This is a genomic window from Halotalea alkalilenta DSM 17697 (assembly GCF_000621205.1).
In the GTDB taxonomy this organism is placed as follows: domain Bacteria; phylum Pseudomonadota; class Gammaproteobacteria; order Pseudomonadales; family Halomonadaceae; genus Halotalea; species Halotalea alkalilenta.
In genome coordinates this window covers 1-22,003 of record NZ_JHYY01000035.1, presented here as the reverse complement: position 1 = coordinate 22,003, position 22,003 = coordinate 1, and the positions used below count along the sequence as shown (strand labels likewise).

Here is a 22,003-nt window from a genome sequence, read left to right as displayed (position 1 = left end):
TATGAATGTACATGTGGAGCTCTGCCATGGTCGCTGAGAACGCAACGCCGAGAGGGCGGGGTACCGGCCATAATCCGGCCAATCGCTTTCACTCCGAGCGTATCGAGCTGGTCGACGACGGTTGGTATCAGGAAACGCCGTTGCCGAGACTCACCGAGGTGCGCCTCGAGCGAGCCAAGTCGGTGATCAGCCGCAATGATTCTCCCGACATCCCCTTCGACCGTTCGCTCAATCCCTATCGCGGCTGCGAGCACGGCTGCATCTACTGTTTTGCGCGACCGAGCCACGCCTATTGGGATCTTTCCCCCGGGCTCGACTTCGAGACACGGCTGATCGCCAAGACCAACCTCGCCGAAGTGCTCGAGCGGCAGCTGTCGGCCCCGGGCTACCGCTGCCAGCCGATCGCACTGGGCAGCAACACTGATCCTTACCAGCCGATCGAACGCGAGATGAAGTTGACCCGCGCGGCGCTCGAGGTACTGCTGCGCTATCGCCATCCGCTCACCTTGGTGACCAAGGGTGCGATGGTGCTGCGCGATCTCGACCTGCTCGCGGAACTCGCCGAGCATCGCCTGGTGCGGGTGATGGTCAGCCTCACTACCCTCGACGATGAACTCAAGCGTCGGATGGAGCCGCGCGCCGCCGCGCCGGCTGCCCGACTCAGGGTGATTGGCAGGCTCAAGGAGGCGGGTGTGCCGGTCGGGGTGCTGTGCGCGCCGATCATTCCGATGCTCAACGATCACGAGCTCGAGCGCCTGTTGGAGGCCGCCGCGCAGGCGGGTGCCGACAGCGCCGGCTACGTGCTGCTTCGCCTGCCGCGCGAGGTGGCGGCGCTGTTCGAGGAGTGGCTCAGAGAACATTATCCGCTGCGTGCCGACCATGTCCTCGGGCTGATGCGGCAAAGCCGGGGCGGGCAGCTATACGACGCCGACTTTTCGACCCGGATGAAGGGGGAGGGGGTTTTCGCTGAATTGATCGCGCAGCGTTTCCGCCTTGCACGGCGGCGCTATGGGCTCGAGCGCCAGCGTGTGGAAGGGCTCGATTGCACTGGCTTCTCGGTACCGGGGGCCCAGCTGTCGCTGCTTTGATCCAGGCCCTGACGGGCAGGAGTGTGGTCTTTGGAGCCAAAGGTCGGAGGATGGAACATGAGCGAAGAACGTTCGCCATGCCCAGGTCAGGGCATGGCGAGGAGCATTCAGCGCCGGCCGAGCATGTAGCCGATCGCAAGCCCCAGGGCGGTGCCTGCGGCGATGTAGGGCCAGGGGTTGTCGTGGACGCGATCGTCGATTTCGCGCGCGCTTTCCTCGGTCAGCTCCCAGGCACGGCGGCTGCCGTCCTCGATCCGATGGCCGACTCGATGGGCGCCATCCGAGGCGCTGACCCCCAGTTCGTGCAGTCGGCCACGTCCGTGGCGGGCAGATTCCCGAAGACCGCGACGCAGCTCCTTGGCATATTCCTGGGCATCACGATGAGATCTGGATGAAAAGAGTCCTAGCATAACGTTCTCCTGAACTGGGACTTCACACGGCCCGGCGAATGACGCGGCGTCCACTGCACGCGTGCCTGGCCGCTGAGAATGGATGAGCGTGGGTCTCTAGCTCACTCAGTTAGCAAGATAGACCAGCGCGGTGATTTGTTCACTTTCGAACGAGTGCCGGGGGCTCGCAACCCGCAGCCGCGCGTGTACACTTTCGGGCTGGAGTTCAGACCCGTCCTGGCGTCGTCGCTGCGCTGGCCGAGCGGGCGCTCGTTTCCATGAGGAGAATGGAGCATGTCCCCAATGCTCGAATGGGTTCAACTGGTCGATGATCGCAACCGCCCTTGTGGCTCGGCCACCAGGGCATTCGTCAGGCGCCTGCGCCTGTGGCACCGAGCGACCTATGTGTTCGTCACCGACGGAGAGGGGCGCATCTGCGTGCAGCGTCGTACGCTGACCAAGGATATCTTTCCCGGTGCCTTCGACCTTGCCGCGGGCGGTGTGGTCGAAGCCGGGGAGGCGATGCACGTCGGCGCTGGCCGGGAGCTTGCCGAGGAGCTCGGTATCACCGGGGTGAAGCTGCGTCATTGCTTCGATTTTCGCTATATCGACCAGCGGTTGAAAGCATTCGGCGGGGTCTTCCTGGTCGAATACCGTGGGCCGATGGTACTGCAGGAAAGTGAAGTCGCCGCGGTGGAATGGATGTCCCCCAAGGATGCACTGGCTCTTTCACCGGTGACCCCGGACAGCCGCGTCGCGCTGGAGCGGCTGATTGGCGGGGGCTGGCTGGCGGCGTAGCGCGTTTCAAGCACCGCCCGGTGCATCCCGCGGTGAGCCTTTCGAACCGCCCTCGGCATGCTTAATCCATGTATTCGACCACGCCGAGCTCGATCGCACTGCAGGCGCGTTCGCCCTCGATCCTCCAGGCCCGGTACATTCCCCTGCTGTTGAAATCGAGCGAGAGCCTGCCATCGCGATCCACCGCTATCAGGCCACCCGCGCCGCCCGATATCTTCAGCGGGCCTTCGAGCAGCTCGCGGCTTGCGCTCGCAAGGGACTGCCCGGCAAGGCGCATGCGCGCGGAGATCTCGTGACCGACGCTCTCGCGAATGAAAAGCTCGCCCTTGCCGGTACAGGAGATCGCACAGCTGCGATCGTCGGCATAGGTGCCCGCGCCGATGATCGGGCTGTCGCCGATCCGCCCCCAGCGCTTGTTGGTCACCCCGCCGGTCGAGGTAGCGGCGGCGAGGTGGCCATTGCGATCGCGAGCCACCGCGCCGACGGTACCGAAGCGAAACGGATCGCTCAGCCGGGCGTCGGACTCCGCGCGCTCGGTGCGCAGTGCCTCCCAGTGTTCGCGCCTGAGCGCGGTGGTGAAGAAACCGTTGTCGACCATCTCGAGCCCGCAGGATCGAGCGAAGCGGTCGGCGCCCGCGCCGCCGAGCAGCACGTGTTCGCTTCGCTCCATCACCGCGCGGGCCGCGCGGATCGGATTGCGCACCTCCCGCACGCCGGCCACCGCGCCGCTGCCGAGATCACGGCCGTCCATGATCGCAGCGTCCAGCTCGTGGTCTCCTTCCCAGCTCAGGCAGGCGCCGACCCCGGCATTGAAAAACGGGCACTCCTCGAGCGCGACGACCGTCGCTTCCACTGCATCCAGCGCGTCCCCGCCGTTCTCGAGCAGCCGTTCGCCGACGGCGAGCGCTGAGCGCAGCGCGGCATGGATCGCACGCTGCTGCTCGTCGCTGAGCGTCGACTCATCGAGCGTGCCGGCCCCGCCGTGCAGCGCGATCGAGTATCCGGAGACGGGGGCTTGGCTATGAAAAGCGGCGAAGTTCATCGAAGGAGTTCCTGGCGGCGAACGTTCAAATCAAACTGCCGGCGAGCAGCGACGCCGCGCCGAGCAGGGCAATGGTCTCACCGACGGTGTTCGAGGTGAAGCCGATCGACTGGGCGTCGAGACGTTCGACCCCGGGCAGCATCGAGAAGGCATCCGCTAGCACGGGCTGGGTCGCGACCAGTTTCAGCCGGTAGGGCGCGAAGAAGCGCGGCTGCGGTTCGCCGCGCCCTCCGGCGAGCGCATCGCGCATCGCCTGGCGAATACGCTCGCGTGAGGCCTGAGGAGAGAGCGAGCGGGCGCTCCAGGTGGCCTGCATCTGCTTGACCACGACGCGCAGCGCTTGCGGGTGACGCTCCTCGCCCCAGGCCGCCAAGCGATCATCGCCGCTCACCAGCACCAGAGGCACGCCGCATTCGCAGGCGTAGGCCGCATAAAGGTCGGTTTCGCCGACCAGCTCGCCATTCAGCTCGACGCGATGAAAGGCGCGGCCGTTGATGGTGTGGGCGAGCACGCCGGCAACCCCGGCCGGTGCGTGCAGACCGATGAAGGCGATAGCATCGAACTCGTCGTCGGCCAGCCCTTCGGCCATCGAGAAGCGCCGTGGCTTGCCGTGTACCAGTTCGGCGAATGGATGAATGTGGTCGGCGCGCAGATTGCTCATCGAGGCATGGCTGTCGGCGACCACGATTCGCGTCGCGCCCGAATCGATGGCGCCCTCTATCGCTGCATTGACCTCTCCCTCCATCAGTGCGCGGGCGAGTTCGTACTCGGGGTTGCCAGGCCGGCACTGCTCTGGACGAGCGACGCCGGCGACACCTTCGATATCGGCAACGATGAACAGCTTCACGGCGTTTCTCCGGTAGATAGGGTGAGCTCGGCGGCGAGCTCCTCGAGTAGATCACTGAGCGACTCGCGGCGATGCTGTCGAAACCCCACCACCGCCTGGGCCTGGGTCAAGGCATCGACGATCGCTGCTTCGGTCGCGTCCGCCGCGGCCTGGAACAGCTCATCGAGCGTCTCGTCGGCAAGCGGCGGAGCCTGGTCGGCGACGCTCACCGCCAGGGCGATGTCGCCCGAACCGTGGCCCCAGCAGGCGCCACAGCGGCCGATGCCGATGCCGGCGCGGCGCGCCAGTCGGGAGAGCCTGCGCGGATCGAGTGGCGCATCGGTGCCGAGCACGACGATGATCGAGCCCTTTTCCGGCGGTTCGCGGTTGGGCGAGCCGAGCCGGGCCGCCAACCATGGACCGAGACGCACGCCATCCAGCGTGAAGTCCCGCGCTCGGCCGAAGTTGGCCAGCACCAGCGCGCCAACGCACCAGCGGTGGCCGGCGGCGCTGGCCAGCCGCGAGGCGCTGCCGATCCCGCCCTTGACCCCGAAGCTGCTCATCCCTCTTCCCGCGCCCACTGCGCCGCGGGTGAACCCGGCCGTCGCCTGGTCGATCGCCGCCAACGCATGGCGCTGATCGATCGCCTGGGCTTGGAGGTCGTTGAGATAGCCATCGTTGCATTCGAGCGCGACTGGATTGAACGTCGCCGCCTCGCGTCCGAGGCTCGGCTGGCGCAGGGTCGCCCAGCGTATCGCCGCATCGAACAAAGCACCTATCGAGTAGGTGTTGCCGAGCAGGATCGGCCCCGACAGCTCGCCGAGCTCGGTCAGCTGGGTCAGGCCGACCGGTTTGGCGAAGCCGTTGAACACCGCGGTGCCACAGGGCAATGGCCGTATCAGCGGTTCGGCGCCGAAGTCGATCGCGGTGCAGCCGGTTTGTACGCCACCTTGATCGAGCGTGGTGTGGCCGACCCGCACGCCCGGCACGTCGGCGAGCGAATCGTGCGGCCCCGGCGCCAGTCTGGGCGCGATCCAATGCCCGTCCCGGCGGGCCCGTCGAATCAGGGCGAGGGCGCCTGCGCGGGTGAAGTCGTCAAGGTACTCGGTGGCTGCTGGCATCTTGATCACCCCTTGAGCTTGGGATCGAGCGTATCGCGCAGCGCATCACCGAGCAGGTTGAATGCCAGTACGGTGACGAAGATGGCGGCGCCTGGAAAGACACTGACATGCCAGGCACCGGCCATCATCAGGCTGCGGCTCGATGCCAGCATGTTGCCCCATTCGGGGACGTCGGGCTCGGGGCCTAGGCCGATGAAACTCAGGCCCGCGGCGGTGAGGATGCTGACCCCGATGCGCATGGTGAAGAACACGATCACGCTGGCCAGCGTCGCCGGCAGCAGGTGGCGCAGCATCAGTGTCGAGGTCGATGCGCCGAGGCTGCGCGCCGCTTCCACGTAGGTGGTGGTCTTCAGCGACAGCGCCTGGGCGCGGACCAGCCGGGCGAAGACCGGCACGCTGAACACCGCCACTGCGATGATCAGGTTGTTCAACCCCGGGCCCAGCACCGCGACGATCGCGATCGCCAGCAGCATGCCAGGAAAAGCGAAGAGCACGTCGGCGCCGCGCATGATCAGGGTATCGACGCGCCCGCCGTGGAACCCTGCGATCAGGCCCAGCAGCACGCCGCCGATCGCGCCCAGGCCCACGGAAGTCAGGCCGACCCAGAGTGAGAGTCGCGCACCGTAGAGAATCCGGCTGAAGATGTCGCGGCCGAGGTCGTCGGTGCCGAACCAGTGGCTGGCGTCGGGCGGGCTGGCCAGCGCCATCCAGTCGGAGGCCTGCGGGTCGTACGGAGCGAGCCAGGGCGCCAGGATCGCCGCCATGCAGAGGATCAGCAAGAACAGCGTCGCTCCCAGCGCCATGCGGTGGCGCAGAAAGCGGCGGGTGAACTGGCGCCAGGGCGAAGAGAGCGGGGCCGCCGCGGCGACCAGCGGAGAAGAGGATGACGTCATGCCGGCTCCTTCAAGTGTGGCGCACGGTGGGGTTGATCACACCGTACAGCAGGTCTACCGCCAGGTTGATCACCAGGAACATGGTGACGAACAGCAGCACCAGCGACTGCACCACCGGCTGATCCTGGCTCTTGATCGATTCGATCAACAGCCAGCCGAGGCCGGGCCAGCTGAATACCGTCTCGATCACGATCGAGCCGCTGAGTAGAAAGCCGAACTGCAGGCCGAGCATGGTGACGATCGGGATCAGCGCGTTGCGCATGGTGTGCTTCCATACCACCATGCGCTGGGTGAGGCCCTTGGCCCGGGCCGTGCGCACGTAGTCTTCGTTCGCTGCCTCGAGATAGGCCGAACGGGTGAAGCGTGCCATTACCGCCGCCACCGCCGAGCCGAGCGTGATGGCCGGTAGCACCAGGTCGAGCGGGCGCTCGAAGCCGCTGGTCGCGAATACACCGAAGGGGACCGCGACGAACTGGATCAGCAGCAGGCCGAGCCAGAACGGCGGCAGCGAGATGCCGCTCACCGCCAGGCCCATGGCGCCATAGTCCTGCCAGCGTCCCCGCCGCCGCGCGGCGAACACACCGAGCGCGATACCCGCCAGCGCCGACCAGCAGAAGCTCGCCAGCGCAAGCCACAGCGATGGCATGAAGCTCGCACCGATCACCTCGCTGACCGGCTGGCGCGTGCGGTAGGTGACACCGAGATCGCCCTGGGCGAGGCTTGCGAGCCAATCGAAGTACTGCATGGGCAGCGGACGATCGAGACCAAGGGTGTGCCGGGCGGCCTCCACCGCCTCGAGCGACGCATCGGCGCCAGCGTAGATCCTCGCCGGATCGCCTGGCATCAACTTGATGAAGGCGAACACCAGGATCGACACCGTGAACAGCACCGGAATCATCCCCAACAGCCGCTTCAGGCCATGGATCAACATCTCAATCACTCCCTCCCGCCGTGGGTGCTGAGAGGTTCATTCGAAGTTCGCCTGGTCGAAGACCAACGAGCGATCGGCGAGCATGTAGACCTCGTTGAGCCCTTTGGTGAGTCCGACCACGTTATCGGGATTGCCGAGGAATACCCGGGGTGCGTCCTGCCAGATCTGCGCCTGGGCCTTGGCATAATGCGCCGCGCGCACCTCATCGTCGGCCGTCTCGAGCGCGGCCTGGATGTCCTGATCGACTTCGGGATTGGAGTAGTAAGCGACGTTGTAGGAGGTCGGCGTCCAGGATTCGGTGGCATAGACCGGCCGCAGCGCCCAGTCGGCCTCACCGGTGGAGGGCGACCAGCCGCCATAGTAGAGATCGTACTGGGCCGACTCGGGATCTTTGTTGCCCCAAAGTCTTTCGTTACGCGCGCCGGCGTCCATCGGTACGACGCTTACCCGCACACCGACCTGGCCCAACTGCTGTTTGAAGATCTGCGCGGCCCGGACGTCCGAGGTTTCGTTGCTGGTCCACAGCTGGAGATCCAAGCCGTCCGCATGGCCCGCCTGTCTGAGCAGTTCACGCGCCAGATCGGGATCGTAGGCGTACTCCGGCTGCGCGGCGTAGAAGCCGACGCCATCGGCGATCGGTGCGGTGGCGACGGTACCCATGTCGCCGAACACCGCGCGCAGCCACACCCTGGAATCGATCGCGTGGTTGAACGCCTGGCGGACCCGTACATCGTCGAGTGCCGGTTTGAGGTTATTGATCGCGAGGAAGTACTGCATGATGCCCGGATCGCGTGCGATCCCGAGTTTCGGGTTGCGTTCCACCACCTGGGTCAGCTCGGCGGGCAAGGGATAGACGGCATCGACCTCGCCCGCCTGCAGCCGGGCGACCCGGGTCGAGGCTTCGGGCGTGGGATAGAACACTACGCTATCGACCTTCGGCCAGCCCTCTTTCCAGTATTGGGGATTCTTCACCAGCTTGATCTGGCGGCCGGGCTCCCAGCCGGCGAATTCGAATGGCCCTGTGCCGACGGGATTACGGCGCAGTTCGTCTTCGCTCGGATGATCGGCGAGCGCTTTGGGGCTGATCATCACCGCCGACGGGTGGGCGAGCGTATTGATCATCGCGCCGAAGGGACGCTTGAGGACCACCTTGATGCGATAGTCATCGAGGATTTCGACGCGATCGACCATCGAGAACAGGCTATTGCGCTTCAGGCCCAGACTCTGGTCGGCGAGCCGGTCGAGGTTGGCCTTGGCCGCCGCTGCGTTGAACGGTGTCGCATCGGAGAACTCGACTCCCTGGCGCAGCGTGATGGTGAACTCGGTGGCATCGTCGTTCGCCTCGTAGCCGGTGGCGAGCACGGGTATCACCTTCATCTCGCGGTCGAACTGGAACAGCCGCTCGAAGATGCCGCTTTGCACCGAATAGCTCAGCGTATCGGAGGTGTCGTGGGGGTCGAAACCGGTGGCATCGGCGTAGAGCGCGATGCGCAGATCCTGGGCCCAGCTGGGTACGGCATTGAGCGCGCAGGCGCAGACCGCTGCGGCGAGCAGAGAACGTTGCATCCAGCGAGAGACGTGAGTGGGCATAGGCCATTCCTCTGGTGAGGTTGTCGTTGTGTGAAGCGAGAAAAGCGTGGTTCAACCGTCTTCCAGTACCCAGTGGCGCTCGCCTACTTCGCGATAGCTCGGCGCCGGGCGCTGGTAGCCCTTGGGAAAGAGCGCGGAGCGGGGCTCCTCGTCGTCGAGCCGGCGTCCCCGGCGCTGACTGGGATCGGCGATCGGCACCGCGTCGAGCAGCCGGCGGGTATAGGGGTGCTGGGGAGTGCGGAACAGCGCTTCGCGCGGGCCGATCTCGACGATCCGCCCGAGCTGCATCACCGCGACCCGGTGCGCGACTCGCTCCACCACCGCCATGTCGTGGGAGATGAACAGCCAAGCAAGCCGTAGACGGCGCTGCAGGGCCATCATCAGGTTGATCACCTGTGCCTTGACCGAGACGTCCAGCGCCGAGACCGCTTCGTCGGCAACGATCAGCTTCGGCGACAGCGCCAGCGCGCGAGCGATGGCGATGCGCTGGCGCTGGCCGCCGGAGAATTCGTGCGGATAGCGCCGGGCGTGGGCCGGGCTCAAACCCACCTGTTCGAGCAGTCGCTCGACCTGGGGCAGCGCCTCGCGCAGCGACGCGACGCGACGTTGGATCAGCAGCGGCTCGGCGATCGAGAAACCGACCGTGAGCCGTGGGTTGAGTGAGGCATAGGGGTCCTGGAACACCATCTGCAGCTCACGGCGCATGGCACGAAAGCCCGCTTCGTCGAGCTCGTCGAGGCGTTTGCCATCGAGGCTGACCCGCCCGTCGAGGCTGGGCGCCAGGCGCAGTAGCGAGCGGCCGAGGGTCGATTTGCCCGAGCCGCTCTCGCCGACCAAGGCGAGGGTTTCGCCCGGCCACAGCGATAGCCCGACACGGTCGACGGCCTGGATTTCCCGGGTGACTCGACCCAGCCAGCCGGCCCGGATCGGGAAGCGTACCTGCAGCGCCTCGACCTCCAGCAGCGGCGGCTGGGTATAGTCGACCGCCGGCTGGGGCTCGCTGGGCGGTTCGCCGGGCATCGGGAAAGGGACCGGCGAGAAGGTACCGCGCATCTCACCGAGCCGTGGCACCGCCGCCAGCAGCTTGCGTGTATAGGGGTGACGCGGCGCTGCGAACAGCGCACCGACTTCGTTTTGCTCGACGACCCGACCGGCCTGCATCACTACGACCCGGTCGGCGATCTCGGCGACCACTCCCATGTCGTGGGTAATGAACAGCACACCAATGGAGAATTGCCGCTGCAGATCGCGAAGGATCTCGAGGATGTGGGCCTGGACGGTGACGTCGAGCGCGGTGGTCGGCTCATCGGCGATCAACAGCCGAGGGCGGCACATCAGCGCCATCGCGATCATCACCCGCTGACGCATGCCGCCGGAGAGTTCGTGGGGGTAGGTGGCGAAGACCCGCTCGGCGGCGGGAATCCTCACCCGGCCGAGGGTCTCCAAGGCGCGTGCACGGGCCGCGCGCGGATCGAGGCCGAGGTGCAGGCGGGCGGCCTCGGTGAGCTGGTCACCGACCCGCAGCACCGGATTCAGCGAGGTCATCGGCTCCTGGAAGATCATCCCCAGTTCGCTGCCGCGCAGCCGCCGATGGGCCTGGTCGGTGAGCGCGCCTAGATCGACGCACTCTCCGCTCGCGCTACGATAGCGAATCGTGCCCGATGTGCGCCGGGCGTTGTCTGGGAGCAGTCCCATCGTCGCCAGAGAGGTGACTGATTTGCCCGAGCCGCTCTCGCCGACCAGCGCGACGATTTCACCTGGGCGGACGGCGAAACCGACTCCCTCGAGCGCCTGGACGTCGCCGTGATCGCCGCCAAAGGAGACGCTGAGTCCCTCGATTTCGAGCAGCGCATCGGCAGTGGCCGGGTTCGATTCGGTGGTTGGGGAGTGTAGCTGGGACATGGTGCTCTGCATTGTCGTTGTGAAGACCTTCGTGGTGAAGGATCGCCGAGGGGGAGGGGCCCCCTCGGTGAGAAGGATCGGTTCAGCTGGACGCGATCGTCCCGGCGATGAAGCGCAGCGGCCTTGGGTCGGGGTCGTTGGCGAGCCAGGTCGGGCCATCGAGGTCCACGAGCGTCGCGCGGGCGGCCAGGGGGAGCGCTGCGCGCATTGCAGTGGAGCTGCCGAGCATGCAGCCGACCATCACGTTCAGGCCCAGCGTGCGGGCCTGCGCCAGCATCGCGATGCCCTCGCTCAGTCCACCGCATTTGTCCAGCTTGATGTTGACCATCTCGTAGCGTCGGGCCAGCGCTGGCAGGTCTTCGCGGGTGTGGCAGCTCTCGTCGGCACAGACCGGCAGCGGATGGCGGAACTCGTCGAGCGCGGCGTCCTCCCCAGCGGGCAGGGGCTGCTCGACCATCTCGACACCGAGCTCGGCGAGAAGACGGAGGCACTGCTCGAGCCCTCGCCGGGGGAATGCCTCATTGGCGTCGACCACCAGCCGTGCCTCCGGCACCGCCTGGCGGATGGCGCGCATCCGCTCTTCGATCAGCTCGCCGTCGAGCTTGACCTTCAAAAGCCGGGCGCCTTTCTCCCACTCCGCTCGCGCAGCCTCGGCCATCGCTTGCGCAGTGGCGATCCCAATCGTCTGCACGGTGTCTACCGGACGCTGCGGCAGCGGCGCTTCGCCCAGCGCCTCGGCGACCAGCGTCTCGAGACCGACGCTCCGCTTTTGCGCTTCGAGCGACCACAGTGCGCAGTCGATCGCATTGCGGGCGACGCCCGCCGGCAGCAGCCGGGCGAGCTCATCGCGATCGAAGCTTTTGCGCTCGAGCCCTTCGCGTAGCGCCGGCAGCACCCGCTCGAGATCGGCGATCACTACCTCGGTGGTCTGTCCGTAGCGGGGCGTCGGTGTCGCTTCCCCGATCCCTTGATGGGCGCCGTCGGTGATCGTGACCCTGACCACTTCGACCTCGGTGCGGGTGCCGCGAGAGATGGCGAAGGGGCGGGCCAGCGGCAGGCGCTCGACAGCGTAGTCGACCTGGATGCTCACGGTGCCTCCTTTAGCGGGTCCGCTCGATCAGGTGGTCGACCAGCGGGCCCATGCCGAAGCGCACGGGGTCGGTGGCGGGCACGCCGAACTCGGCCTCGATCTCGGCGAGGTGGGCGCGCGCCTGCGCTTCGTCGACGTTCGAGGTGTTGATCGAGAAGCCGGCGAGGACGACATCGGGATTGGTGGCGCGGGCGTTGGCAAGGTTGCGCTCGACGCAGGCGGCATAGCTCGGCAGCGGGATGTGCGGCAGATGGCGCATGTGCGGCCGACCGAGCTCGTGGCACATGACCAGGAAGTCGGGCTGGGCGCCATGCAGCAGACCGAGGCTGACACCGGCGTAGCTCGGGTGGAACAGCGAGCCCTGACCCTCGACCAGGTCCCAGTGATCGGCATCGTTGGCCGGCGCGATGTATTCGGCTGCGCCTGAGATGAAGTCGGCGACCACTGCGTCGACCGCGATGCCTTCGCCCTGGATCAGGATGCCGCTCTGGCCTGTGGCGCGAAAATCCGCCTTCTCACCGCGTGACTGGAGCTCGGCCTCGAGTGCCAGCGCAGTGAACATCTTGCCCACCGCGCAGTCGAGCCCGACGCTGAGTACCCGGCGGCCGCTGCGGCGTTTGCCGTTGCCGACCTCGAGCGCGGGCGCGTCGTGGCGGATGTCGAAGAGCTGGACGCCCTGGCGCTTGGCGGCGTCGGCCAGCCGGGGAATGGCGGCGAGGCGCTGGTGCATGCCGCTGGCGACGTTGTAGCCGAGCTCAATCGCCTGCTCGAGGGTATCGACCCAATGCTCGGGCAGCTTGCCGCCGGGATTGGCGGTACCGACCACCAGGGTTCGCGCACCGCGCTCGCGCCCGGCCTCGAGGGGCAGGTCGTCGATGCCCAGCGATGGGGTCTGGTCATCGAGGCGCAGCTGGCCGACGCAGGCCTCGGGGCGCCAGGTGAGGATGCCGCGGGCCATCTTGACCGCCAGTGCGTCGCGGACGTCGCCGAGGAACAGCAGGTAGGGCTTGGGAATCTGCATCTCGATACTCCAGAAGAGCGTGTGCGGACAGCCAGGCGGCTGCAATGACGCCAGTATTCCGGCTCGCCGCAGGGAGGTCGAATGCTGATTCGCGCCACCTCCATAGCCTTGGGTTATGGGTGGGGTAGGCAGGCCGCGGGCCTCATCGGTGTACGCGCGGCGCCGTGCGGCTCAGTCGGCCAGCTGGGTGCGCAGCAGCTCGCAGAGGCGCTGAGCCGGCAGCGACAGGCTGCGCCGGCTCGGTGTGATCAGCACCACTTCGGCTTCGATCTCCGGGCTCAGCACCGCAGCGCCCAGGCGGCCTCGATAGTGCTCGGCGGTGAAGGCGTCGACCACCCCGATTCCTGCGCCTGCGGCGACCATTTCGGCGATCACCGCGTAGGTCTTGATCAGCCAGGGGGAGCGCAGCTCGAGGCCGGCTGCATCGATTGCCGCATGCAGCCGCTCGCCCAGCGGGTCCTGGCGCTGCATCAATAGCGGTGCTTCGCCCAGCTGGTCGAGGCCGAGTCGCTCAGGCGGGGTGACGCCGGGCGGAAACAGCGCCATCAGCGGGCGCTTGCCCAGCACTTCCAAGTCGATGCCTTCCGGTGGACGTTGACCGAATGCCAGGGCCAGATCCATGCGCTGGCGCAGCAGGTCTTCGCAGAGGGTGTCCCAGTGTCCGGTGACCAGTTCGATCGAGAGCTGGGGCAGCCTGCGATGCGCCTCGATCAGCGTCTGCGGTAGCACGGCCTGGCCGAGCGCATGGGCGGCCCCGATACGCAGGTGCTGCGCTTCACCGCGCTTGAGCCGGCCGATCAGCGTATCGATACCGGTGCGCTGGCGCATCAGCTGCTCGATCTCCGGCATCAGCCGGAGCGCCTCGGGCGTTGGTGACAGCCCCTGGGCATGGCGTTCGAACAGCAGGAATCCGAGCTGCTGTTCGGCATGGGCGAGCACTCGGGTGACGTTGGGCTGGGAGACGTTGAGCGCCCGCGCCGCGGCGCTGATACTGCCGCTTTGCAGGATGGCGTGGAAGATTTCGATCTGGCGCAGGTTCATCGCAGGGTTCCAGCGAGCGCGTGAGAGCGGGAGCTTACCGCGAACCGTGCACTGCGCTCATCTCATACGTCGGGTTCGAGCACTGCGCGCAGAAACTCCCGAGTGCGCGCCTCTCGAGGGTCGGTGAAGATCTGCTCCGGCGTGCCTTGCTCATGAATCCGCCCCTTGTCGAAGAAGCACACCCGGTCGGAGAAGCGCCGGGCGAAGCTCATCTCGTGGGTCACCATCAGCACGGTGAGATCGTGCTCGTCGGCGAGCGTGCGGATTACATGGAGCACTTCGCCGACAAGCTCCGGGTCCAGCGCCGAGGTCGGTTCGTCGAACAGCATGACCCGCGGGCGCATCATCAAGGCTCGCGCGATGCCGACGCGCTGCTGCTGGCCGCCGGAGAGCTGGCCGGGATACTTGTTGGCGTGGTCGGCAAGCCCCACTCGCTCGAGTAGTTCGGTGGCGCGGCTCTGCGCTTCCTTGCGGGATAGACCGAGCACCTGCCGGGGGGCTTCGGTGAGATTGCGCTGCACGCTCATGTGCGGAAAAAGATTGAACTGCTGGAACACCATGCCGAGCTGACCGCGCATCTTGCGCAGGTGCGCTTCGCTCGCGGGCTTGAGCTGATCACCGCGGCGCTCGTGCCAGAGCGGTTCGCCGTCGATTTCGATCAACCCATCGGTCAATGTCTCGAGCGTCATCAAGATCCTCAGCACCGTCGACTTGCCGGAGCCTGAGGGGCCGATGATGGTGACCTTTTCTCCAGCGGCGACGTCTAGATCGAGATCGTCGAGCACGGTGTGCTCGCCGTAGCGCTTGGTCACCTTGGAGAAGCGGACCAGCGGGCGAGCGGGCGTTTGGTCGGGTGATGCGGGAGTCTGGGAGCTCATCCTCTATATCTCGTCCGAGTGATCGAATCAGCGCAGCGCGATGCCGTGCTTCGGTAGCCGCTGGTCGAGGGTACGCACCGCCCAAGCGGCGAGTATGGTCAGGATCAGGTAGAGCGCGCCCACCATGGAGAGCGGCACCAGGTAGTTGAAGGTGCGATCGCCGATGATCCGGGCGACGCCGAACAGCTCGAGCACGGTGACCACCGAGAGTACCGGTACGTCCTTCATGATCGAGACCAGGTAGTTGCCGGAGGCGGGAATGATCCGCGGCACTGCCTGGGGCAGCACGATATGGGTGAAAGTGCGCACAGGCGTCAGGTTGAGCGCCCGGGCGGCCTCACGCTGCCCGCTGCCGACCGCTTCCAGCCCGCCGCGATAGACCTCCGACATGTAGGCGCTGTACTGAAGCCCCAGCGCCAGCGCGCCGGTCATGAAGGCGGGCAGCAGCAGCCCGTAGTCGGGTAGCACGTAGTAGAGGAAGAACAGCTGCACCAGCAGCGGCGTGTCGCGCAGGAACTCGCTGACCAGCTTGGCCGGCCAGCGCACGATCTTGAGCGGCACGCTCTTCAGCCCCGCGAGCACCAGTCCGAACGCCATCGCGAGCAAAAAGCCCACCACCGTGGCTTGCAGCGTCACCCAGAGACCCTTGAGCAGGATCGGTAGGATCGAGACCGCCAGCGACCAGGAGCTGCTGGCGTCCCATGCGATTGCGAACAGCATTCAGCGATCCTCCTGGAGGCGCGGGGCGTAGTGGAAAGCGTCGTGGTTCATCGGCTCACCGTCCGCCAGCGGCCGACGCTCATCTCGAGCAGCTTGATCATCCCGGCGAGCACCAGTGCCATGCCGAAGTACATCAGCAGCACCAGGGTGTAGACGGTGGCGCTGTCCTGGGTGAAGTTGCGCACCTGCTCGGCGCGGAAGGCGAGATCGCCGAGGCTGATCAGCGAGACCAGCGCGGTATCCTTGAGATTCTGCACCGCGAGGTTGCCGAACGCCGGCAGCATCTCGGGAATCGCCTGGGGCAGCGAGATGCGCCAGAGCGTCTGGCGGGGCGTGAAGTTGAGCGCCTGCGCGGCCTCCAGCTGCTGCTGCGAGACCGACTTGAGCCCGCCGCGCACCACTTCGGCACCGTAGGCGCCGATGTTGAGACCGAGCGCCAGGACCCCGGCGACGACCGGGTCGAGGCGCAGGTCGATGCCGATCGCATTGCCGGCCAGCGGTAGGGCGAAGTAGAGCCAGAACAGCTGGACCAGCAGCGAGGTTCCGCGGAACACCTCGACATAGACCGCACTCAGTATGCGCAGCGGCCAGATCGAGGAGCGCTTGCCGATCCCCGCTGCGAACGATAGCAGCGCGCCTAGTACGGTCGAGTAGAGAGTCAGCTGGATGGTCACCCAGGCGCCTTGCCATAGCGGCCCGAGATAGCTAATCCATTCCATGTGGAGAATCTCCGGCGGGAGGCGAGGTCGTACCAACGAAGAAAGCGCGCGTCACGCTCCAAGGCGTGACGCGCGTGGGCCGCTCGATCAGTTCGAGCAGAGCGCTTCGGTGGTGCGCTCGAACGATGCGTCTATGTCCTCCGGCGTGAAGCCATAGCCGGCGATCATGTCGCGCCATTCGTCGCTCTGCTTGTACTCGGCAAGCTGCTGATTGAAGGCGTCGCGCAGGCTCTCGGAGTCATTGGCGAAGGTGAACGCGCCCCAGCTGCGCACTTCCTCCCCGTCGATCACCGGATCGACGAAATCAGGCGCGGACTCCACCGCATCGCTGCGTCCTGCCAGCTCGCCGATGGTGGTGCCGGTGGCCGCATAGGCGTCGGCGCGGCCGGTGCTGATCGTCGAGATCGCATCGGCGTTGTTGTTGATCGTCACCATCTGCGACTCCGGAACACCGAGCTGCTGCAGCATTTCGAGCTGGTTGGCCCCGGCCATGATCGCGACCTTGATATCGTCGCGGTCAGCGAAATCCTGATAGCCATGGATGCCCTTGGGATTGCCGGCCTGGACCAAGAGGCCCTCGCCATAGGAGGTGTTGGGTTCGGAGTAGATCGCCTGGGCGCAGCGGTCGGGCATCACCGCCATTTCCGCGGCGACGACGTCGAAGCGGCCGGCCTGCAGGCCGGGAATCAGCGAGCTGAAGCTGGTGGTGACCCATTCGATGTCGTCGATGCCGAGCGCCTCGGCGATGTGCTCGACGGTCTTCGGTCCAGCGCCCTCCGCGTCTCCACTCATGTTGGTGAAGCCGTAGGGAATCTCGTTGGCGATCGCCACGCGCAGAGTGCCGCGGTCTCGTACCTCTTCGAGGCTCACCGCCCAGGCGGGAAGACTCGCGGTGATACCGGCCACCATGCCGAGGGCGGCGATGGCGAGGCGGCGTTGGACGGGCGTGCGCTGTAGAGCGGTGCTCTTGTCGTTCACGAGCGGTCTCCTAGGACAGGTGATCGTCTATGCAATGAATAACGTTACGTTATTATCATCGAAGGTTTCAATAATCATTTGTCTCGCTTCGACTGTCTGGACGCTCCTTGGGCGTATTCATCCTGTACTATGGTGAGGTTCAGGCCCGTGCGCGGAGCGCAGTAGCGGTGCACGATGTGATCGATCGGGAGCGATGCAATGGCCATCTACGACCATCCTTGCCGTACCCTCGGCGGTGAACCCTTCAATCTGCATGCGCTGCGTGGTCAGGTGCTGCTGGTGGTCAACGTCGCCAGTCGCTGCGGTTTCACCCCCCAGCTGCGCAGCCTCGAACGGCTCTACTCTGGCTATCGTGACCAGGGCTTCGTCGTGCTCGGCTTTCCGTGCGACCAGTTCGGCCACCAAGCGCCAGAAGAGGGAGAAGCGTTCGCCGAGGCCTGCGCTCGCTTCAATCTGAGCTTTCCGCTGCTGGAAAAGGTCAACGTCAACGGCCGCCACGCTCATCCCCTGTTCGTCGAGTTGCGAAACGCCGCGCCGGGGCTGCTCGGCACTCGCGCGCTCAAATGGAACTTCACCAAGTTCCTGGTCGGGCGCGATGGCCGGGTGATCAAGCGCTACGCGCCCAGCAGCAAACCGAACCTGCTCATCCGTGATATCGAGCGCGCTCTCGAAGTCCCTCCTGAATCGCTTTGAGCACGTTTTTTTTGAACCATAGCCGGTTTTTCTCTACTTTGAGCGCCCAGCCGCTTCCCGTGCCTGAGTCGGGGAGCCCGTCTGGCGTCCCTTTGGTTTACCGGATGGGTTTACCGGATGGATGTCGCGGGTCCGATAGTCCGGGGCGGTCGATGAAACCAGCAAGGAGCACGCGGTGAGCGGAGCAAGAACGAGCCACGCAAGCGAGGCGGGGTGGTCAGCCAGCAGGCTGATCGGTGTGGCCCATGTACTGATTTGGATGCTGTTCATGCTGGCCTCGGGGCCGGTCCAAGCCCAGCAGCAGGGACCCGAGCAGTCCCAGGCGTCCTATTCGGCGCTCGCCGACCTGCTCGAAAACCAGCAGACCCGCGACCAGTTGATTCAACAGCTGCGCTCGCTGGCCGCGCCGGAAGGGGGGCAGCAAGGGGGGCGGGAAGAGGCCGCCGACGACCAGACGCCGCTCGACGGTCTCGATGAGTCGCAGTCGGTCGGTGGTCAGATCGCGGATGCCACCCAGCGCTTCGCCCAGGGCCTTGCGGCCGACTTCGGCGAGGCGATGCGCACTTTGCGCGAGTTGGGCAGCGGCCAGGGAGTCTCCGGCGTCAGCGCTGAACGGTGGATCGAACTGCTGACCGGGCTGGTGGTGGTGGTCGTTGCGATCTTCGCCGCCTTCTTCGTGCTGCGCGGGCTGGCCGCACTGCTCTACCGGCGTATCGATCGGTGGATCGCCAACCGTCCCCACGTCACCGTGATCGATGAGAGCCGCGAGGCTGAGAAGGGGCGAAAGCGCCGGGTGATGAGTGCATCGACCCTGCTCGGCCGGCTGGCTGCGGTATTCGGTTCGCTGGGGATAGATATCCTGGTGGTAGTGCTCGCCGGTGCGGTGGGCTATTCGGTCGGACTCTTCGGGGTCGGCCCGAATGGCGACATCGGGCGGATGGAGTCGCTGTTCATCAATGCCTTCGTGGTGGTCGAGATCAGCAAGGCGTTGGTACGGATGATCTTCGCCACCCGTTACCCGAACCTGCGCCTGTTCCCGATGGACGACCAGGTGGCGCGCTACTGGAACCGCTGGATGGCCCGGCTGATCGGGGTCTCCGGCTACGGCCTGCTGGTGGTGGTGCCGCTGGCGAGAGCGATCTTCTCCCCGGCGGTGGGGCAGATGCTCAACCTGCTGATCATGGTCGGCGTGTTCATCTATGCGGTGGCCGTGATCCTCAAGAATCGCTCGCTGATCGGCGATCGGCTCAAGCAGCACGCCGCTACCGTAAGGCTTGCGCCGGTCGCTACCCTGGAGCGGATGCTGGCGCGCACTTGGCACCTGTTCGCGATCCTCTATTTCGTCGTGCTGCTGGTGATCAGCCAGCTGTCGCCGGCCGAAGCGCTGCCGTTCATGGCGCGCGCCACGCTGCAGACGCTGCTCGCGGTCGGGTTGGGACTGCTGGTCTCGGCGCTGCTGACCTCTGCGTCGTCCAAGCGGATCCTGCTCTCCGACGAACTGCGCGCCCGCCTGCCCAAGCTCGAGATGCGGCTCAATTCCTACGTGCCGGCCGCGCTCAGGGCGATCCGCCTGCTGCTCACGCTGTTCGTGGTGCTGGCGGTGCTCGACGCTTGGCACGTCTTCGATCTCTCCGCATGGCTCGCTTCTCCGGTGGGGGGCGAGGCGATCGCAGTGGTCCTGCACGTCGCCCTGATCCTGTTCTTCGCCGCTCTGGTGTGGACGGTGCTCGCGAGCGTTATCGAGCATCGCCTGAGCGGCGTCGGTGGCAAGGCGCCGAGCGCGCGCGAACAGACCCTGCTGGCGCTGTTTCGCAACGCCATGCTGATCGTCATCGTGACCATGACGCTGCTGGTCGTGCTGTCGCAGATAGGAATCAACATTGCGCCGCTGATCGCGGGTGCCGGTGTGGTCGGTCTCGCCATCGGCTTCGGTGCGCAGAAGCTGGTCCAGGACATCATCACCGGTGTGTTCATCCAGCTCGAAAACGGCATGAACCAAAACGATGTGGTCGAGGCCGGCGGCGTGTTCGGCACGGTGGAGCGACTGACCATCCGTTCGGTGGGGATTCGCACCATGGACGGCGGCTACCACCTGATCCCGTTCTCCTCGGTGGATACCGTGACCAACCATATGCGCGACTTCTCCTACCATTTGGGGGAGTACACCATCTCCCACCGGGAGAGCGTCGACGATGCGATCCGTCATCTAGAGCACGCCTTCGAGGAGCTCCAGCAGGATCCGGTGCTGGCACCTTCGATCCTCGAGGAGATGACCATTCCCGGGGTGGTGGCGATCGATGAGCGCGGGGTGAGAATCAGGGTACTGATCAAGACCTCCCCCGGCATGCAGTGGGCGGTCCAGCGCGGTTTCAACCGGCTGGTCAAGAAGCACTTCAACGCCGCCAACATCGAGATTCCCTATCCCCAGACCGTGGTCCACTTCGGCCAGGACAAGAATGGCAACGCGCCACCGGTGCGGGTCACCGAGGCCGAGGCCGAGCGCCTCGCCGAAGGCGCCGCGCCGGCGCCCGGGCAAACGCCTCGTGCTCTCACTCGCGCCAAGGCGGGACAAAGCGAGGACGTGCTCGGCAACGAGCTCGAAGGTACCGAGGAGGGCGACGACGAGGCGCCGTCGCGCTGATCGTCGACCCTCGATTCTTCACCGGTTGCCGGTCCGACCAAAGCGCCAACCGCTTTTGGTCGGATCGATTTTTCATCGTATCCGTCAGCCGCTAGAATGCCGCGGATACCATTCATCGATGAGGTACTTGAGTTGATCATCCACCCCAAGGTTCGCGGCTTCATCTGCACCACCACGCATCCGGTCGGTTGTGAGCGAAACGTGCTCGAGCAGATCGAGGCGACCACCAAGCGTGGCGTGCAAAGCGATGGGCCGAAGAAAGTGCTGGTGATCGGTGCCTCCAGCGGTTATGGCCTGGCCGCGCGGATCACCGCGGCGTTCGGTTACGGCGCGGACACCCTTGGTGTGTTCTTCGAGAAACCAGGCAGTGAGAAGAAGCCTGGAACCGCGGGCTGGTACAACGCCGCGGCATTCGACAAGTTCGCCAAGCAAAAGGGGCTCTACAGCAAGTCGATCAATGGCGATGCGTTCTCGAACGAGGCGCGCGACAAGTCCATCGAGCTGATCAAAAACGAGATGGGCGGCCAGATCGACCTGGTGATCTACTCGCTCGCCTCGCCGGTGCGCAAGCTTCCGGACAGCGGTGAGCTCAAACGCTCCGCTTTGAAGCCGATCGGCGAGACCTACACCGCGACCGCGATCGACACCAACAAGGATATCATCATCGAGGCATCGGTCGAGCCTGCCACCGAGCAGGAGATCGAGGACACCATCACGGTGATGGGCGGGCAGGACTGGGAGCTTTGGATCGATGCGCTGGAGCGTGCCGGCGCGCTCGCGCCCGGCGCTCGCACCGTCGCGTTCAGCTATATCGGCACCGAGATCACCTGGCCGATCTACTGGCATGGGGCGCTTGGCAAGGCCAAGGCCGATCTGGACGCTACCGCCCGGCGCCTCGATACCCGCCTGGCGAAGATCGATGGCGGAGCCAACGTCGCGGTGCTCAAGTCGGTGGTCACCCAGGCCAGCGCGGCGATCCCGGTGATGCCGCTCTACATCTCGATGGTCTACAAGATCATGAAGGAGAAGGGGCTGCACGAGGGTACCATCGACCAGCTCAATCGCCTGTTCCGCGAGCGGCTCTACCTCGAGGACGGGGCCAGGCCCGAGACCGACGATGAGCAGCGCCTGCGCCTCGACGACTGGGAGCTGCGCGACGACGTCCAGGACGCCTGCAAGGCGCTGTGGCCGCAGGTGACCAGCGAGAACCTGTTCCAGATCACCGATTACGCCGGCTACAAGCACGAATTCCTCAAGCTGTTCGGCTTCGGGCGCAGCGACGTCGATTACGATGCCGACGTCGACCCCGATGTCAGGTTCGACTGCGTCGAACTCTGATCCCAGGTGATGGAAAGTAGAGCCCGCCGCCCCGAGAGGGGCGGCGGCCCCAGATTAATGACAAACCCCTTTAGACCCAGCGACGCTTTCGATCCTGGCGAGTCGAGAACCGTTTGGGTCCTAACGCGCCTCTTGCTCGCTTAGATGCGAGGGGCGGTCCCCTCGCGCTCCCCCTGAAAGGGGACGCGCCGCCACGAGATCGCGAAACCCTGGCCGATCAATCGCTTGCCCTCGGGTCGGCGCGCATGGACGTCCCTGTCCGGGCGCGCCTTTTGCGACATCCATGTCGCAAACCCCGGTGCAA

Annotated in this window: 20 protein-coding genes; 5 read left to right on the top strand and 15 right to left on the bottom strand. The window is 65.8% G+C overall.

From position 1 onward, the window contains the following. The first annotated feature begins 26 nt into the window (after positions 1–26). Positions 27–1,088, top strand: coding sequence for a PA0069 family radical SAM protein (locus tag Q376_RS0106870; protein WP_027349700.1), 1,062 nt, complete (start codon positions 27–29; stop codon positions 1,086–1,088). Positions 1,089–1,195: 107 nt separating this feature from the next. On the opposite strand, the gene Q376_RS23980 is transcribed toward Q376_RS0106870, so the two are convergent. Further along, positions 1,196–1,498 carry an ElaB/YgaM/YqjD family protein gene (locus Q376_RS23980; RefSeq protein WP_052365025.1) on the bottom strand — a complete coding sequence of 101 codons (303 nt, stop codon included), beginning with the start codon at positions 1,496–1,498 and terminating at the stop codon, positions 1,196–1,198. Between the two features lie 273 nt (positions 1,499–1,771). On the opposite strand from Q376_RS23980, the gene Q376_RS0106860 reads away from it, so the two are divergent. Then, on the top strand, positions 1,772–2,275 hold the full coding sequence (locus Q376_RS0106860) for an NUDIX hydrolase (protein WP_027349699.1): 504 nt from the start codon (positions 1,772–1,774) through the stop codon (positions 2,273–2,275). 61 nt (positions 2,276–2,336) lie between these two features. On the opposite strand, the gene Q376_RS21670 is transcribed toward Q376_RS0106860, so the two are convergent. From Q376_RS21670 to ehuB, 14 genes are all read right to left on the bottom strand, one after another. Then, positions 2,337–3,317, bottom strand: a complete 981-nt coding sequence (locus Q376_RS21670; protein ID WP_052365024.1) for an isoaspartyl peptidase/L-asparaginase family protein — start codon at positions 3,315–3,317, stop codon at positions 2,337–2,339. Between the two features lie 25 nt (positions 3,318–3,342). Further along, entirely contained in the window at positions 3,343–4,164 is an 822-nt protein-coding gene (locus tag Q376_RS0106850; protein ID WP_027349698.1) for a M55 family metallopeptidase, read from the bottom strand. Next, positions 4,161–5,264, bottom strand: a complete 1,104-nt coding sequence (locus Q376_RS21665; protein ID WP_052365036.1) for a P1 family peptidase — start codon at positions 5,262–5,264, stop codon at positions 4,161–4,163. The genes Q376_RS0106850 and Q376_RS21665 overlap by 4 nt, the downstream gene beginning before the upstream one ends. A 5-nt stretch (positions 5,265–5,269) precedes the next feature. Next, positions 5,270–6,157 carry an ABC transporter permease subunit gene (locus tag Q376_RS0106840; RefSeq protein ID WP_027349697.1) on the bottom strand — a complete coding sequence of 296 codons (888 nt, stop codon included), beginning with the start codon at positions 6,155–6,157 and terminating at the stop codon, positions 5,270–5,272. Between the two features lie 10 nt (positions 6,158–6,167). Beyond that, positions 6,168–7,088, bottom strand: coding sequence for an ABC transporter permease (locus Q376_RS0106835; RefSeq protein ID WP_027349696.1), 921 nt, complete (start codon positions 7,086–7,088; stop codon positions 6,168–6,170). A 36-nt stretch (positions 7,089–7,124) separates the two neighbouring features. Then, positions 7,125–8,678 (bottom strand): glutathione ABC transporter substrate-binding protein, encoded by a 1,554-nt coding sequence (locus Q376_RS0106830; protein WP_027349695.1) that lies wholly within the window; start codon positions 8,676–8,678, stop codon positions 7,125–7,127. 51 nt (positions 8,679–8,729) lie between these two features. Next, positions 8,730–10,580, bottom strand: a complete 1,851-nt coding sequence (locus tag Q376_RS0106825; protein WP_027349694.1) for an ABC transporter ATP-binding protein — start codon at positions 10,578–10,580, stop codon at positions 8,730–8,732. Between the two features lie 82 nt (positions 10,581–10,662). Further along, the gene (gene ycjG / locus Q376_RS0106820; protein WP_211266614.1) at positions 10,663–11,670 is read right to left on the bottom strand and encodes an L-Ala-D/L-Glu epimerase; all 1,008 of its coding nucleotides are present in this window, start codon (positions 11,668–11,670) and stop codon (positions 10,663–10,665) included. Between the two features lie 10 nt (positions 11,671–11,680). Next, positions 11,681–12,691: an N-acetyltransferase DgcN gene (gene dgcN, locus Q376_RS0106815; protein WP_027349692.1), complete on the bottom strand. Its 1,011-nt coding sequence runs from the start codon at positions 12,689–12,691 to the stop codon at positions 11,681–11,683. 171 nt (positions 12,692–12,862) lie between these two features. Beyond that, positions 12,863–13,732, bottom strand: coding sequence for a LysR family transcriptional regulator (locus Q376_RS0106810; protein WP_027349691.1), 870 nt, complete (start codon positions 13,730–13,732; stop codon positions 12,863–12,865). Positions 13,733–13,794: 62 nt separating this feature from the next. After that, positions 13,795–14,610 carry an ectoine/hydroxyectoine ABC transporter ATP-binding protein EhuA gene (gene ehuA / locus Q376_RS0106805; protein ID WP_027349690.1) on the bottom strand — a complete coding sequence of 272 codons (816 nt, stop codon included), beginning with the start codon at positions 14,608–14,610 and terminating at the stop codon, positions 13,795–13,797. A gap of 27 nt (positions 14,611–14,637) precedes the next feature. Then, positions 14,638–15,330 carry an ectoine/hydroxyectoine ABC transporter permease subunit EhuD gene (gene ehuD, locus Q376_RS0106800; protein WP_027349689.1) on the bottom strand — a complete coding sequence of 231 codons (693 nt, stop codon included), beginning with the start codon at positions 15,328–15,330 and terminating at the stop codon, positions 14,638–14,640. 47 nt (positions 15,331–15,377) lie between these two features. Further along, complete coding sequence (ehuC, locus tag Q376_RS0106795; protein WP_027349688.1) at positions 15,378–16,049, bottom strand: ectoine/hydroxyectoine ABC transporter permease subunit EhuC; 672 nt, start codon at positions 16,047–16,049, stop codon at positions 15,378–15,380. Between the two features lie 87 nt (positions 16,050–16,136). Next, positions 16,137–17,027 (bottom strand): ectoine/hydroxyectoine ABC transporter substrate-binding protein EhuB, encoded by an 891-nt coding sequence (ehuB, locus tag Q376_RS0106790; RefSeq protein WP_027349687.1) that lies wholly within the window; start codon positions 17,025–17,027, stop codon positions 16,137–16,139. 198 nt (positions 17,028–17,225) lie between these two features. Here ehuB and Q376_RS0106785 point away from each other — a divergent pair, with 198 nt between their 5' ends. The 3 genes from Q376_RS0106785 to fabV all read left to right on the top strand — a co-directional run bounded on the left by Q376_RS0106785 (position 17,226) and on the right by fabV (position 21,699). Further along, positions 17,226–17,720 carry a glutathione peroxidase gene (locus Q376_RS0106785; protein ID WP_027349686.1) on the top strand — a complete coding sequence of 165 codons (495 nt, stop codon included), beginning with the start codon at positions 17,226–17,228 and terminating at the stop codon, positions 17,718–17,720. A 175-nt stretch (positions 17,721–17,895) separates the two neighbouring features. After that, positions 17,896–20,361: a mechanosensitive ion channel domain-containing protein gene (locus tag Q376_RS0106780; RefSeq protein WP_211266613.1), complete on the top strand. Its 2,466-nt coding sequence runs from the start codon at positions 17,896–17,898 to the stop codon at positions 20,359–20,361. A gap of 132 nt (positions 20,362–20,493) precedes the next feature. Further along, a complete protein-coding gene (gene fabV / locus Q376_RS0106775) occupies positions 20,494–21,699 on the top strand; it encodes an enoyl-ACP reductase FabV (RefSeq protein WP_027349684.1) in 1,206 nt (401 codons plus the stop codon). The last annotated feature ends 304 nt before the right edge of the window (positions 21,700–22,003 follow it).

Coding starts and splice junctions, on each gene's coding strand:
- Q376_RS21665 (WP_052365036.1), bottom strand. CDS start 5,264: ATGCCAGCAGCCACCGAGTACCTTGACGACTTCACCCGCGCAGGCGCC.
- Q376_RS0106830 (WP_027349695.1), bottom strand. CDS start 8,678: ATGCCCACTCACGTCTCTCGCTGGATGCAACGTTCTCTGCTCGCCGCA.
- ehuC (WP_027349688.1), bottom strand. CDS start 16,049: ATGGAATGGATTAGCTATCTCGGGCCGCTATGGCAAGGCGCCTGGGTG.
- Q376_RS0106825 (WP_027349694.1), bottom strand. CDS start 10,580: ATGTCCCAGCTACACTCCCCAACCACCGAATCGAACCCGGCCACTGCC.
- Q376_RS0106810 (WP_027349691.1), bottom strand. CDS start 13,732: ATGAACCTGCGCCAGATCGAAATCTTCCACGCCATCCTGCAAAGCGGC.
- dgcN (WP_027349692.1), bottom strand. CDS start 12,691: ATGCAGATTCCCAAGCCCTACCTGCTGTTCCTCGGCGACGTCCGCGAC.
- ehuA (WP_027349690.1), bottom strand. CDS start 14,610: ATGAGCTCCCAGACTCCCGCATCACCCGACCAAACGCCCGCTCGCCCG.
- Q376_RS23980 (WP_052365025.1), bottom strand. CDS start 1,498: ATGCTAGGACTCTTTTCATCCAGATCTCATCGTGATGCCCAGGAATAT.
- Q376_RS0106860 (WP_027349699.1), top strand. CDS start 1,772: ATGTCCCCAATGCTCGAATGGGTTCAACTGGTCGATGATCGCAACCGC.
- Q376_RS0106835 (WP_027349696.1), bottom strand. CDS start 7,088: ATGTTGATCCATGGCCTGAAGCGGCTGTTGGGGATGATTCCGGTGCTG.
- Q376_RS0106870 (WP_027349700.1), top strand. CDS start 27: ATGGTCGCTGAGAACGCAACGCCGAGAGGGCGGGGTACCGGCCATAAT.
- Q376_RS21670 (WP_052365024.1), bottom strand. CDS start 3,317: ATGAACTTCGCCGCTTTTCATAGCCAAGCCCCCGTCTCCGGATACTCG.
- ehuD (WP_027349689.1), bottom strand. CDS start 15,330: ATGCTGTTCGCAATCGCATGGGACGCCAGCAGCTCCTGGTCGCTGGCG.
- Q376_RS0106785 (WP_027349686.1), top strand. CDS start 17,226: ATGGCCATCTACGACCATCCTTGCCGTACCCTCGGCGGTGAACCCTTC.
- Q376_RS0106840 (WP_027349697.1), bottom strand. CDS start 6,157: ATGACGTCATCCTCTTCTCCGCTGGTCGCCGCGGCGGCCCCGCTCTCT.